At 29.9% G+C, this 15,608-nt stretch carries 7 protein-coding genes; all 7 read right to left on the bottom strand.

All coding sequences use genetic code 11. The annotated features are described in order from the left end of the window. Window positions 1-5 precede the first annotated feature (5 nt). The 7 genes from E5347_RS09270 to E5347_RS09240 all read right to left on the bottom strand — a co-directional run bounded on the left by E5347_RS09270 (window position 6) and on the right by E5347_RS09240 (window position 15,357). On the bottom strand, window positions 6-560 hold the full coding sequence (locus E5347_RS09270; protein ID WP_136006687.1) for a hypothetical protein: 555 nt from the start codon (window positions 558-560) through the stop codon (window positions 6-8). Window positions 561-927: 367 nt separating this feature from the next. Further along, window positions 928-1,668 (bottom strand): SIS domain-containing protein, encoded by a 741-nt coding sequence (locus E5347_RS09265; RefSeq protein ID WP_136006685.1) that lies wholly within the window; start codon window positions 1,666-1,668, stop codon window positions 928-930. Between the two features lie 47 nt (window positions 1,669-1,715). Next, window positions 1,716-2,975, bottom strand: a complete 1,260-nt coding sequence (locus tag E5347_RS09260) for a PTS ascorbate transporter subunit IIC (RefSeq protein WP_136006683.1) — start codon at window positions 2,973-2,975, stop codon at window positions 1,716-1,718. A 12-nt stretch (window positions 2,976-2,987) separates the two neighbouring features. Further along, window positions 2,988-3,263, bottom strand: coding sequence for a PTS sugar transporter subunit IIB (locus E5347_RS09255; RefSeq protein ID WP_136006681.1), 276 nt, complete (start codon window positions 3,261-3,263; stop codon window positions 2,988-2,990). A gap of 30 nt (window positions 3,264-3,293) precedes the next feature. Beyond that, window positions 3,294-5,213 (bottom strand): BglG family transcription antiterminator, encoded by a 1,920-nt coding sequence (locus E5347_RS09250; RefSeq protein ID WP_136006679.1) that lies wholly within the window; start codon window positions 5,211-5,213, stop codon window positions 3,294-3,296. A 250-nt stretch (window positions 5,214-5,463) separates the two neighbouring features. After that, the gene (locus tag E5347_RS09245; protein WP_136006677.1) at window positions 5,464-10,500 is read right to left on the bottom strand and encodes a glycoside hydrolase family 2 TIM barrel-domain containing protein; all 5,037 of its coding nucleotides are present in this window, start codon (window positions 10,498-10,500) and stop codon (window positions 5,464-5,466) included. Window positions 10,501-10,899: 399 nt separating this feature from the next. Continuing rightward, entirely contained in the window at window positions 10,900-15,357 is a 4,458-nt protein-coding gene (locus tag E5347_RS09240) for an alpha-L-fucosidase (protein ID WP_136006675.1), read from the bottom strand. Between the last annotated feature and the right edge of the window lie 251 nt (window positions 15,358-15,608).

Below are 15,608 nucleotides of genomic sequence, written 5' to 3'. Positions count from 1 at the left end.
TAAATTTAGTAGAAAAGATTAGAAGCTATACTTTCAATAAGTCTAAATCCCATATATATACTTGCACAAGATACAATAAAACTTGTAAGGCTTGCTTTTTGTATAAAAGAATTAGGTTTATATTTTATTTTATTACCTATAGTACATATAAGGAATATAGCACCTATAAGAATTATTCCCATTATAATATTAATAATCTCTATATCACTATATCTATCAAATATTCCTACTACTAAAATTACTCCCATTGTTATAAAAGTCCTTAAACAATTTACAAAAATAAAGCTAGGTAAGAAATCAAAAGATGAATTATCTAAATAATTTTTAGCCTTATTAACAAAATCCGGTACAGACTTGATAAGCATTATAGAGCTAATTACAGCTCCAATGCATGTTGCAACAGCTATAGTAGTTAATTGAATGACTAATAAAGTTGCTGTGAAAATATTAGAGAAGCTAAATAAAACTATCAAAGCTACAGCTGTAAATAAAGCTCTAAAACCAAAAAAAGATGAAATTATTATTATTGCAAATATTCCTAATTGATATGCTAAAACCATTTTTCCCCCTAAAAACTTAGTCTATAATAATGATACAATATTTTTCTATATTTATCCATAAAATTATACAATATAGTAACAATACTTCTCATTATATATGATTTTTATAAAAAAGACCTAAGCTATAAATGAAGTCAAGTACTTAAAAAAATTTCCTTAATAATATTATTATTAATATAATAATTAGACCTAAGTCTTTTGTTTTAGTACTATTCCTAAATCAACAAAGGATTGTTGAACTTACTTCCATATTAACATTTCTTGATATTACAACTTTTTAACAAGAATAGATTAATTATTATAAGAAATAGGAGCTGTCTTAAAACAGCTCCTAAATAACTTTTATACTTATCTCATATGCCATAAACTAATATTTATAATGAATCATATCCTTATATTCTTCAAAAATTCTTTTATTAAGCTCATCTCCACCATCTATATTAGCACTATAGAATATTGGAGGAGTTTTTAATCCATTATCAATAAGCTCTTGTGTAGCCTGTGCAACTATAGAATTCATAATTGTTGCTGCAATCACTGTAGATGTAGGACTAACTTTTTGATCTAATCCTTCTATTTCTATACAAGCATCACCCTTATCACCATGATTATCAATAACTATATCGCTAACTTGATATAAATTCTTTCCTGATGAATGTCTCGATGATACTTCCTTTGAATACTTTAAATTAGTTATACAAATTACAGTAGCTCCAATTTTTTTAGCTTCCATTGCAACTTCTATACTTACTGGATTTCTACCTGAAACAGAATGCACAATTACAACATCTCCATTTGAAATATTACTCTTTTTTGCTATTGCAGTTCCATATCCCTCTAATCTTTCCATTTCACTAGTTAAAGTTATTGGATAAGTATCTAACATTAAATTCTTAGCAAATATAGGATTTATAACTACAAGACCACCTGCTCTATAGAATAATTCTTCACTTAATATTCCTGCATGTGATGCTCCAAAAGAAAATATAGATTTTTTACTAAGTACAGCATCTACAATTACTTTTGTTGCTTTAATCATATTTTCTTTTTCTTCAATTTCTACTATATCTATTAATTCTTTTATTTTATCAAAATATTCAAATCTCATATCCTTTAAAATTCCCTCCTAAGATTAAGCAATTATATAATTAACCTTTAGAACAGTCCTCCAAATAATGAAGCTATTAACTTAGCTATAATTCCAAATAAAGATAAGTCATTACCACCAAATATTAATATCCAGTTTTGAATTGTGTTAGAATAAACCACTGCTGATACCCCTACTAAAGCAACCATTAAAATAGCAGCTGTCATTGTTCCTATTATAGCACCTCTAAGACCACCTTGCCCTTCTCCTATAACTGCAGCTGCACCACATTCAAAGAAAGAAGTTATTACTAGAGGAATTAGTAACACATTAAATACATTGAAATAATTGCTTATTAATACTAATAGTGTTGATGTTACCATTGCAGTAATAAATCCTATTAATACAGCATTTGGTTTATAGTTAAATAATATCGGACAATCAAAAGCTGGGATTGCATTTGGAACAATCTTTTCAGAAATTCCTTTAAATGCTGGTACTATTTGATTAATTAACATTCTAACACCTTGTAGCATTACTATTAAACCAGCACCAAAAGTAAAGCCTTGAGTAATTGCATACATAAATAAGTTTTGATCTAAATCTGCAAAACCTTCTGGAATAATAAGTCCAACAACTAAAAACATAATAAAGATAACGATTCCACCTGTTATTGAAATTTCTCTAAAGAATGAAAGTCCTGCTGGAAGCTTTAAGTCTTCTGATGATTTTTCTTTATTTCCTAATTTACTAGCAACAAATCCAGATAATAATGCTAAAATTCCACTTGGATGTCCTAATGTGAATGAAGTATCCCCTGTAACATCAGAAACATACTTTCTTAATAACCAAGGCATAATTGACCAATAAAGCGCAGATAAAATAGCACCGAAAAGTATTAGTGTCCATCCAGTTAATCCACCTTCAACACCTGCTGCTATGAATATAAATGGGAACCACCATAACATATGTCCTGTTAAGAATATAGTCTTAATTGGAGTAAATCTAGCTATTAGTATGTGAATAGCTAGTCCAATAAACATAGCTAAACCAATTGTTCCACCATAGCTTGCTGTAAATGTCGCATCATTTAATCCTTCCGCTGCTACTCCTGAAGCAGATAAGCTTTGGAAAGCAGAATTTATTGGCGATATTGAACTTATAAGCATTGAAGTTCCTTGATCTAATATTACCATACCAAAAGCTGCTAATAATGAACCTTTCACTATATCTGCAAGCTTTTTCTTCTGTAATATTAATCCTATAGCAGCTATTAAGCCTAATAATAATGGTGGGTTACGTAATACGTTATTAATTAAAAAATCCATAAAACATTCCTCCTATTTATTATTTAAATATTTTTGAATAGCATCTTTAACTTCTGCTAAATCCATGTATTTTTTTACTGGATAAACAGGTACACCTACTGTTCCTTGTAATTCTTGTTGAAGCTCTGGACTAGTGAATATAACATCACATTCAGTTCCTCTTGCATCATTTATATCTGTATTATTTACTTCAGCATCTATCCCCATTTCTTTTAAAACCTTATCTATTGACATCTTTAAGATCATTGATGATCCTACTCCAAATCCACATACTGCTAAAATTTTCATATTAATCCTCCTGTTATTTCTATATTTTTATTATTCACTATCATTTATAATTTTTAATATCTTTTCTTTATCCCCCTTTCTAAAGATAGCTAGGTTTTCTTTATCAAATAAAATTTCTGATAATGAAGCCAAAGCCTTAATATGACTATTATTATCAACGGTTGCAAGTACCATGAAAATATTTACCGGCTTTCCTAATAAATCCACCTCTTCTTCAACTGTCAATAATGACATCGATAACCTATTAACTCCATCCTTTGAATTAGCATGTGGCAGTGCAAATCCATCTGCCAGAACTATATATGGTCCATGCTTTTTGATACTTTCTATCATTGCATCTACATATCTCTCATCTATAGAGTTATCTTCTAATAATGGCTGAGATGCAAGTCTAATTGCTTCTTCCCAATCCTTAACTCTCAATACTTTATTAACTCTTTTCTCATTAACTAATTCTTTTAGCATTGGTTGATACTCCTCCTTCTCATCCATCTGGTAAATAATTTTTATTAAATCATTTTTAAGATTTTCATAATTAATTATATTTGCATTTTTCTTTATAGCTTGCATTATTCTTTCTATATTGAATTGTAAATTACTTTGATTAAAGCTAACAAGCTTGTCCATTAGTTGTTTAATATCTAACTTACTTAGCATTGGGTTTACAACTATAACGTTTTTCTTACCTGGTATGTCCATTGTAGAAACTATATAATCATACTCTATATTAGATTCATTTAGCTCCTTAATTGACATAACAGCTATAATATCAATAGTTGGTATATACTTGTATAGTTGTATTTCAAGATTTTTTGATATTAATAGTCCATTAGGACATACAACTAACACTTTCTTTCTTCCTTTAATCTCGTTTTCTGTACCTCTCAAATATCCTCCAAAATAAGCAGCAATAAATCCTATTTCTTCTTCTCTTATACCTATAAAATCTGGAAAATCCTTCTCATCTTCTAATATGGATTTAATTATTTTATATAATGATTCATGTTTTCTCCTAATTTCATCTAGAGATGGATTACTAATTGGAAAAGCAAATCTTATTCTATAGTAAGAAGATAATAAATGTCTTTTTAGATTTTTCTTAAATTCATTTTTATCTTCAATTGTTATTACTGTATTTGCTTCAAATCTCTTAATTAGAATATCCACGTAATTTTTTATTTTCTCTTCTGAAATATTATTGTTTAAGCTTGGTAAAGTACTAACGTAAGCACATAAATATGCCACTTCACTTTCCTCTGCTTCTTTAATTAATAGATTTTTAAGTAACTTATAGTAATCGAAACCCTTTACATCGCATTCAAATTTATAGGAATGAATAGAAAAATTATTTTTAATTCTCTTGTTAAGAAATGAAATAAATCTAGAAAGATTAGTTAAAGAATAATCTGTAAGATTTAAAGTGCACTCTTTATCAAAAGCTAATATATCTTCACTATACTCTCTTAGTAGTTCTCTATTTTCTTCCATTAGAAGTATATACTTTTCTCTAATTTTTAGTTCACTTCCTATTATTTTATAGCCCTTCTTGTAAACTAATTTTAATCCATCTTTAAGAAGATCTTCCTTAATACCATCAAGTGTTTGAACTATAGTATTTTTAGAAAGTCTCATCTCATTTACTAAAGATTCAATAGTGAATTTTTCTTCATTAAAAATCTTATATAAAATATAGTTCTTTCTATTCTCAATATTTATAAAGTTATCTCCTGCAATGAACATTTTTTTATACAATTTATCATAGTCTCCCACAAATGAAAAAACATGATTTATACTTTTTACTTCACCGCAGTCCTTTATATCATAATTGATATCTTCGATATTATAGTAAAGAGTTCTTTTTGATATACCAAACATTTCAATCAATTCTTGTAATTTTATGCTATCTTTATCTAATATAACTTTTAGTATCTTTTCTGATCTTTCTCTCATATCCATCCCTCACTTTAATTATCTACTTTTACATTATTATAAACAATACCAAATAACTGCACAAACTTAATAGAAATTCAATTAAATTGCAATCTACCATTAAAATTATAATTATTTAATTATAAGAAAACTCAGATGACCAGTAGTCTGATCACCTGAGTTTAATATTCTTTATATTCTTATTTTAATTCTGTATAAAACCCCTTGCTTCCTTAAACCATATCATCTAAGACTTCTTTTGAAGTTAAAGTTATTTATTATTATTTTTAGGTTTTCTTTGGCTTATTATAATTGCACCACCTGCTATTAAAGCTAATGCTAGGATAATTATTTGAGTACTTGATACTGCAGCACCAGTTGCTGGTAAGTTGCCCTTTCCTGATTCAGTATTCTTATCACCTTCGCTGCCATTATTAGTAGTATCGTTATTGTTACCGCTATTGTCTCCATTACCTCCAGTAGTTCCGTTATCAGTACCATCACTTCCAGTACCTCCATTACCTGTGTCACCACTTCCAGTATTGTCATTACCCTTTGCTAATTCTAAGTTAGCTAAAGCTACTTCTAATCCCTTTACTGCTTCATCTATTTCTTTTTGATTAGCTTTTTCATTATTTAAAACATCTTTACCTTCTTTTAATTTTCCATTAAGTGCTTTAACACTTTCTTTAGTATATTTAGATGTGTCCATTGACTGTGCTCTATTTATTAAATCTTCAAGCTTAGATTTATCTGGGACTAATCTTAAATCTAAATAAGCTTTAACTAATTTATTGTAAGCATCTTTTATTTCTGCTTCCATTGCATTTTCATCAGCTATTACTTTATTAGCTTTTTCAAGTTCAGCTTGAAGTTTAGACCAAGTTGACTCTATATACTTAGTTCCATCTAAAGTATTTATTATTTTAACTAGTTTTTCAAGTTGTTCTTTATCACCTTTTTTGAATTCAAGCATATGAATCACTTCAATTAATCTCTTAGCAGCTTCATCCACTTCAACTTCTGTAGCACTTTCATTTGCTAAAACATTTTTTGCATTTTCTAGTGCTGCTTCAAATTCTTTAACTACTGCTGGAACTACATTTTCAAGAGCTCCATTTGCTTTTAAATCTTCAGCGTATTCTACAGAGATTTTTAACATTGTTTTATCAGCATTTCCTGGAGCTTCATTATTTTCTCTGAATTTTGCAGTTAATACTATATCAGATTCAGCTATAAATCTATAAGTTATATCCCTACTAACTTCATTATCATCTCTATCAAACCAACCTATAAACTCAAATCCTTTATTAGCTGTTGCAACTAAAGTAACTTCTTGTCCCTCTGCATATTTTCCTGCCCCTGCAACTGAACCACCTTCTGTTTTATTTACTGTAATGGTATATTCCTTTGGTGTTGGTAACACATAATTTACAGTATAAATATTTGTGGATCCATCCTCAGCACGAACAACTATTATTGATTTATTATTATGGATTGGTAATACAGTTACTGAAGCATTATCAGATGATGTTGCTTCAACTAATTCAGGTAATTTTTCTAAATTAACTGAGTATTCATTTACAGCTGGGTCAAAGTTTTCTAAAACTTTACCATCTAGCTTTATTTCATTTAAAGTATTTGTTGTCTTAACATTTTCTTGAGCTACATATTCATAAACCTTTACTTCTGTTAATCCAACACAATTTCCTAACTGTGGCTGTTGCATATAAATTCTAATACTATCAGTATTTATAACATTATCTAAGAAATAAGTTGTTTCACCAGCAGTATGTGATACTTCTGTTGTATTTGTATGTGGTGCTACTACATATTCTCCCTTTTCATTTTTATAACTAATTTCAACTTTCTTTGGAATTCTTGCACTTAAATTATCTGTAAATAACCATAAATCTAAACGATCTATATCGTATCTATTCTTCCAATCAAATTGAACATAAGCTCCCTTAGGTTCACCATTTTCACCAGCTAAATTACGTTCATTCCAGTTTGTCCAACGCTCATTAACATTTTCACCACCATTTGTAGTTCCATTATTAATTGAATTTAAGTTATCTGCTGTTACTTTAGGACTTTGTGATAATACTGGAATATCATCATTTTCATTAGCTTTGTTTATAGCAAGATTTCTAGCTGCTTTCAAAGCTGGAACTATACGTACATTTGCTGTAGAATTATAAGTCTTACCTAATAATTCTACAGTACCAGGAACAGAAACATTTGTATTTTCTTTAGAAAAATCTAATCCATCAAGATTCCAATTAACAACAAATTCTTCTGATTCAGTACCATTTGCTAAATATCCTTTTACAGTCTTAGGAAGTGTAGGAGTATTTCCCGCATAAGTGAAAGTTGATACATTTTCCATAGAAACTACATCCCCTACTACATGCACATTAACAATTACTGCAATATCTGTACCTTCTAACTTTCCAGTAGCCTTAAAAATTTGTGGAGTGCTAAGCTCTGATTCGTCATATTCATTCCACTGAATTTTTATAGTTTCAGTAGTTCCATCACTATATCTAGCTGCAACTTCCTTTGGTAATGCTGGCTTTTCATCTAATCCAACATAATAATCTTTAACTATATCATAAGATTCTATATATTTATTATCCCCTGCATTATTTACAGTGTTAATAGCTATAGATTGAGATTCTATGCCTTCACCTGAAACAGTTAATGTCATCTCTCCAGCATCTTTAGTTGACTGTACTATAACTAAAGCTTTACCATTAAACGCACTTCTACTTCCAGACTTATCAGTTACTGGTTTATATCTATCTGTATCAGATGCATTACCATTATCTAAGCCAACTATCTTCCCATTTCCTTCTAGAGTATAATTTAATCTATTACTAGCACCAGATGCAATATTTCCATTAGCATCTACTAAATCAACTGTAATATAAGATAAATCATATCCATCTGCATCAATTGTAGCTCTATCAGTACTTAACTCTACAGTAGATACTTTTCCATAAGTTTTAATTAATGATCTACCTTCTGTATCAGTTATCAAATTACCATCTTTGTCATATGCCTTAGCTTCAATTGTTCCTTCTTCATATTTAACATTAAAGGTAGGATATAATGAATCGTTTTCAAAAGTGTAATATTTATATCCTGCAGCTGTTGTATGCTCTGTTGATGTCTTAGTACCAACAAGCTTATTATTTACATATAATTCTACTTTATAAGCATCTGTAAATACATCAACTTGTACATTCCCATTTTGAACTGGAATATCTTCTTTATTCCATGTTGGTAATACATGTAAAGTGTTTACATCATCATTCCATTGGCTTTGATATAGGTAATAAACATCTTTTTCAAATCCTGCTGTATCAACTATACCAAAGAAACTTGATTTTGGAGCAGGTCTACCTCCCGAAACGCTTCCTGATCCTGTTCCATTCCAAGGTGTTGGTTCTCCAATATAATCAAATCCTGTCCATACATATTCCCCAGCATTGTAATCATGTTTTATTGTATATTTCCATGCATCACTAGCTGAATGTCCCCAACCAACTCTATTAGAGTTATTATCAAACTCTGGTATTTGTAAATCTGCATTACTTTGAGCACTTCTCTCTCTTGTCTTATAATATCCTCTACTATGAACTGCGCTACTTGTTTCTGCACCATATAATATCCAATTAGCTTTGCTATTTCTTAAACTATTAAATTGGTTCTCATTAGCGTAGTTAAAGCCAACTATACCACCATTATTAGCTACAGCATCTGAAATAGCAACAGCTCTACTATCCCATCCCTTACTCTTATTATCTCCAATAGTAACAGGTCTAGTTGTATCTTCTTCTTGAATCCAATCAATAATATTTTCTGCAATATTAACATAATTAGATGTATCTCCACCTATCCCTTCTAAAACTTCATTTCCTATTGACCACATAATTACTGATGGATTATTTTTTGAAGTCTTAACCATTGTTCTAGCTTCAAATTCCCCCCAAGACATTCCTGGTTCTCCATTAATTATTTGGTTATTTTCTCCTATAGGAACATTAAAGAATTTAGCAAAGTCATTTACATTACCATTCTTAGAGTTTGTCCAAGTATCAAAGGCTTCATTGATTACTAAAAGGCCTAGTCTATCACAAATTTCTAATAACATTTCACTTGCAGGATTATGAGTAACACGAATTGAGTTTACACCCATTTCCTTCATTATTTCCATTTGACGTTCAACAGCTCTATAATAAGAAGCTGCTCCTAAAGACCCTTGGTCATGGTGCATACTAACACCTTTAAGCTTCATATTTTCTCCATTTAATGAGAAACCTGTATCTCTATCAAAATTAAAATATCTAAATCCAAAGTTTGTATAATAAGTGTCAACAACTTTATCATTTACAATGACTTCATTTTTTACTTTGTACATATTTGGATTATCAACTGACCATAAAGCTGGATTATTTACCACTGCAGTTTGTGAAAAGTCAGCACTGCCATTTGCAGCTATATTTTTAGTTTCCTCAACTGGTGTACTTACAGCTTCTTCATTATTATTTACAACAGTAGTTTTAAGCTTAACATCTGCAGCATCATCTGATTCATTTTCTATAACTGTATCAACTACTACATCAACATTTCCACCTTGTTGTACTTCGATTTCTGGTGTAGTAACAGTTGTTCCTAAATGTGAAACATGGATAGAATCTGTTAATGTTAATGTAACATCTCTATATATTCCACTTCCTGAATACCATCTACTGCTTGGAGTTGGATTTTTCACCTTAACTGCTATTATATTTTCAGTTTCTCCATCACATATAAGTTCATCTGTAATATCAAAGGCAAAGGCAGTATATCCGTAGTTATGCTCCCCTACTAATTTTCCATTTACATAAACTTCTGAATTCATATAAACGCCATCAAAGTTTATAGTAAATTCCTTGTCTTTATACTTTTCTGGTACAACAAAATGTTTACGATACCATCCAGTACCTCCTAATAAAAACCCACTTTCTGCTTCACCCTGAACTGTGAAATCACCCTCAATACTCCAGTCATGTGGTAAGCTTAAAGAAGTCCAAGATGAATCATTAAAATCTACAGATTCAGCATAAGCTTGGTCACCCTTGTAGAAACGCCAATCTTGATTAAATAAAGTTGATCTTTCTCCATCTTTAATGAAGCCTACATAAACTGTTTCTGCTTCCTGCGTTTGTCTAGTTTGTGCTTTTACAGTGGTTGGTATTAAACTAGTCATTACAGTCATACCAACTAATAAAGCACAACATTTTTTTTGAAATCCTCTCATTCTAATCCCCCTAAAATAATATAATTTTGTTAGTTTATTTGAACAATATTATTAATACTAAATAGTTCTAATTGATAAAAACTATTTAGTCTATATTATTGAACAAAACAATAGTAATAATCCTAACTATATGCTAACCATATTCTGAAAAATAGGTATCAACAAGATATGTAATCCATTACTCTTAAAGTTTTACTATCTTGTAAAATTTATACCCATCACCTCCTAATTAATTCTATAGAAATTTATATATATAAATTATATCATCAATAATAAATTATTTGTAATATTTTCCCAAATATCGTATAAATTTATAGATTTACTTAATAATTTTAATATATTTAATTTATAAATGATAAAGCCCTATGAATTTCTCCATAGGACCTTAAATATTTTAAATTACTTTTTTCTTCTTAACACTCCTCCAGCACCAAGAAGTAATGCTGCAACTCCTACTAATGCAAATGTTGAAGTTCCACCTGTTTCAGGTAAGTTACCTTTACCAGTTGTACCATTTCCATTATCGTTGCCATTATTGCCGGTATTATTGTTTCCACTATTGTTATTTCCATTATTACTGTTATTTCCGTTATTGCTGTTATTATTATTACCATTATTACTGTTGTTATTATCTTTTACTACTAATTGATCTATCGCTTCCTGCAATTCAAGTTCCATTCTGAATATCTCTTCTTCTGTTACATTTTTATCTTTCAAGACTTTTTTTGCTTCTTTGATTTTATTACTAAGAACTTTATAACTTTCTTTTGTATATTCTTCTTCATTGTAGCCTTCAGCTTTATTAATTAGTACTCCAAGTCTATCTTTACTTGGCTTTGCTTTTAATTCAGAGGAAGCTTTAATTAATTCATTATAAACTTTTAAAACCTCTTCTTCTGAAGCATTTTCATTTAAAAGAACTTCCTTTGCAATTTGTAACTTACCTAATAAAACATTCCACGAAGCTTCTGTATAGTCTTCACTATTTAAATTCATTATTTTTTCTATTAAAGAAGTCAGTTCTTCCTTATTGTTATTTTTTAACTCTAAAGCTTCAATTCCTTCTTCTAGCATATCTACTGCTAAATTTACAGCTTCTTGTGTTTCATTTTCATCTTTTATTATAATTTCTACTCTTTCTATAATAGATTTTAGACTTGCAACACTCTCACTTGTATATTTATCTAAATCAATAGTTTTTGCTTCATCTAGTAAATTTACTAGTTCAGTTTTATCAGCCTTTACTACAAGACTTTCTATTGAATTCCTTAGTGAATTTGCAGCTTCATTAACTTCTTCTTGTGTTGCATCTTCCTTAACCGCTAAGTTTTTTGCATTTATTAATGCTTTATTAAATTTTTCTAAACTTTTTAGTGTGTATTTTGATGTGTCTATTTTATTAGCATTTTCTATAAATGTATTTAGTTCTGACTTATCAACTGAATTAAGAACTTTTTTTATCTTTATGCTATCAATATTAACTGTTGATTCATCATTATTGAAGAACTTTATTTTATCTAATCCTTTATATAGTGAAACTCTAATGGTTTTAGTTGCAAAATTAGGTTCTGTTTTATCAAGTTCTATCTTCCCTGATATTGATTCATTATTATTTATATAATATAAATTATTATTTGCGCCTGCAAAATATCTTATTTCCATATCATATAATGCATCTTTATCTGAGTTTATCCACATATTTAGCCATGCATTTCCCCTACTTGTCTTTCCTAGCCATCCTACAACTTTGCCATCACTTGCTCCTTCTTTATTTTCTATCTCTCCTCCTGTACCATCTAACTCCAGATTTTCAGCTTCTATTAATACTTCTTCACCTGTTAATATAATAGAATTTTCTTCACTGTTTGGCCTGTTATTTTCTGTATCCTTTAATTTGAAAACAACATTTATAGTCATATCCTTCTTTATATTTTCTATAGTGTATCTATCTCTAGCCCCTACTGAAACTCCATCTACTATAACATCACTAACTTCGTAACCCTCATTAGGTGTAAAAGTAAATGTTTTTGATTGTCCTTCTTCTAAAGTAACTGATCCAGATGGACTAATACTTCCATTTTCTGTTGCTGTAGCAATAATAGTGTGTGTAATTTCTTTTAATTCCTTAGCTGTTACTTCAAAAACATCAATGTTTGGTGAAGCTTGTGAATCCGCTGTAAATATTAATTCACCTGCACCTGCTTTTGTTACTATAACATCAAAACTTGTCTTTATTATAGGAGGTGGATTTTGACTTCCTGTTCCTGGAACTGCTTTACTTCCTGATTCAATATTTGTTCCACTCCAATTAACCTTATTTAGGTTTCCTTCACTTCTTCCTGACTGATATGACATATTAAAAGTATATATTCCTGGCTTTTCAGCATAGAAAGGAACTTTTATTTTATTTCCTGGTTCAAACCAAGTAACCATTTTTCCATTACTTGCTTCAGGTTTTTCTGTTATTCTTACATATTTATTACCTTCTATAGGAACAAGAGTAAATAATTCAGCTTCTAATGTCTTTTTATCCTCTAAAATGCTAGGTAGTACAAAAGGATTTTCCTCTGTATATGGTTTATCAATATTAATATCATTATCTATAATAGTTACTTCAGACTTCTTATTAAATCCTATTATTGCCCCATTTGTAGGAGTATCAATGTTACAATAAAATTTTACATTTCCTGATTTTTCTTCATTATCTATAGTTTCAATAGAAACTTTAGCTATTGTTTCTCCATCAGCAAATGTAATCGTTTTATTTATATCCTTGTAGTGTCTACCGTGAACAGCACTATCTGGAGAAGTGGAAAAATGTACTGTCGCTTCTCCCTTACTTCCTCCTACTCTTTTTATAGTTATTTCTTTTGTTTCACCTTCATTAACTGTATAATTAGTATTTTCTATTTCAAACATTCCTGCTGCATTATTATTTAAATAATAAGCACCATCTAATCCTATATATGCACCTGAAGATGAGGTATTCTTTTCTCCTTTAATAACTATTTTTACTGTATGTTGTCCATAATCTAAATCATCACTTTGATATAAAATTTGAGAAATTGATCTTTTAGATCTATAGGTATCCACATCAGCAACATTTTTTCCGTCAATCCACACTTCCATAATTCCATGCCCTGGATCAAAAGTACCAATAACCCATGCTTTTGTTCCTGTAAATGTGAAACTTGCATCTTTCCCCTTAGTATTTGAATACATTCCAGTATTACCTATACCGATATTTTCTTGTGTCCAACTATTCTTATTTTCAAAATCTACATTATCAATAAAGTCTGTACCAGATGGTACTATTGATTTCACTTCAAATTCTTCATCTGCTTTATAAACTTCAACATTTTCAATTAATGGTACAGCTAAGGAACCCTTAATATTTACTCTAACTTTTGAGGCTTTTACTGGTGCACTTCTAACTAATCGTTTTGCTCCTATTGTATATCCTTTCCCAAATTCCTTCCATTCCCCATTAGAATAGGTTTCCACTGAAAACTCTGACACTCTTTGTCCTAGCTTTATATATTCTTCAATGGATACAATATCAAAAGTTTTTTCTTCACCTAAATCTATTGTTATATTTCCAGTATTTTTTCCATCATCCATTGTCCAATATGTTTCATCATTATCATCTAATACATTATTTGCACTGTAATCATTGCTATTTCCTCTAATTGATGAAGCTGTAGCAGTAGTTGTTTCTGGGTCTGCTAAATTTTCATCAAATGAGTTATCAATAGCACTTGAAAACTCATTTATTCTAGCAATATCTTCTTTTGTAAAATGTCCTGTTCTGTCTGGAGCTACATTAAGTAATAGAGGTTGACCTCTTCCTACTGAACTAAAGTATATTTCTGTTAATTGTTCCATAGTCTTTGGACCATTTCCTGAATGCCAAAACCATCCACTTGTTAATGAAACATCGCATTCACCTACACTCCATATATCACCATTTGGATCTCCATTATTAAGATATTGATTTTCATCTCCTGCTCCTGAGTCATATCTATCTCTTATACGCTTTTTGTCAACTTTGGACCAAGCTGGATCTCCTGCTTTTCCTGATTCATTTCCTATCCATCTTACATCTGACGCATATGGACTAAATACTACAGCACCAGGTTCTAATTCTTCTATTAAATCAAACCATTCATCAAATTTATAATTTTGAGCTGCTGCGCCGCTACCTTTAGCCCCATCCATCCATACTTCTACAAACTTTCCGTTATTCCCATATTTATTATTTCCTAGTATTTCTCTTAACTGCTCCATATAGAATTCATTATAATCACCATTACTATCATTTTCATCGTTAGTTCCTGTTCCATATCCATAAGAAGGTGCATTAGCATCCCATGGTGATAAATAAATTCCCATATCCATGTTGTACTTAGTACAAGCCTTAGAAACCTCTTCTAAAACATCACCTTCTCCACCTTTAGTAGCTTGCCAATCCACACTCTTTTCTATATCATGTTCAGTAATTTCACTTTTCCATATTGCAAATCCATCATGATGCTTTCCTACCATAATAATACGTTTAAATCCTGCATCTTTTAATGTCTTTACCCATTCATCTGCATCCAAATCTGTAGGATTAAACGTATTTGGATTTTCTCTTCCATTTCCCCACTCACTATTTGTAAATGTATTCATTCCAAAGTGAATAAAAGCTGCCAGCTCCTCCTCATGATACTGTACTTGAGACTCATTTGGAGTTGCACCAAATGCTTCTGGCGGTTTTACAATATTAGTCTCAGCTGCAAATGCGGTTATGGGTAGCATTTGGCATGCCATACTTGCAATAACTATAGTAGATAATAGTTTTTTTACACTTTTCATATATTCTCCTCCCGTAAAATTTTTATAAAAAATTAAGCAATCTTCACTTAATTTTTTTACATTTTAATTCATTTCAAAACTTTATATCCATAGTTTTTCCAACTAATTTCAGATGTTATTTATTTCCATATTGTACCATAAGATATACTTTATTTCGTATTTTTTTCCAAACATCATATAAATTTATAGATTTACTTAAGAATTTTTATATATTTAATTTGTAAATAATAAGGCCCTATGGAATTCTCCAT

The sequence above is a fragment of the Clostridium sartagoforme genome (assembly GCF_004794105.1).
GTDB classification, from domain to species: Bacteria; Bacillota; Clostridia; order Clostridiales; family Clostridiaceae; genus Clostridium; species Clostridium sartagoforme_B.
Note: the sequence above shows the minus strand (reverse complement) of the source record. Positions and strands in the feature narration are given on the sequence as shown.

What these genes read in the sequence shown, in the direction of transcription:
- E5347_RS09270 (WP_136006687.1), bottom strand. Translation starts at nt 560, where the DNA reads ATGGTTTTAGCATATCAATTAGGAATATTTGCAATAATAATAATTTCA.
- E5347_RS09265 (WP_136006685.1), bottom strand. Translation starts at nt 1,668, where the DNA reads ATGAGATTTGAATATTTTGATAAAATAAAAGAATTAATAGATATAGTA.
- E5347_RS09260 (WP_136006683.1), bottom strand. Translation starts at nt 2,975, where the DNA reads ATGGATTTTTTAATTAATAACGTATTACGTAACCCACCATTATTATTA.
- E5347_RS09255 (WP_136006681.1), bottom strand. Translation starts at nt 3,263, where the DNA reads ATGAAAATTTTAGCAGTATGTGGATTTGGAGTAGGATCATCAATGATC.
- E5347_RS09250 (WP_136006679.1), bottom strand. Translation starts at nt 5,213, where the DNA reads ATGAGAGAAAGATCAGAAAAGATACTAAAAGTTATATTAGATAAAGAT.
- E5347_RS09245 (WP_136006677.1), bottom strand. Translation starts at nt 10,500, where the DNA reads ATGAGAGGATTTCAAAAAAAATGTTGTGCTTTATTAGTTGGTATGACT.
- E5347_RS09240 (WP_136006675.1), bottom strand. Translation starts at nt 15,357, where the DNA reads ATGAAAAGTGTAAAAAAACTATTATCTACTATAGTTATTGCAAGTATG.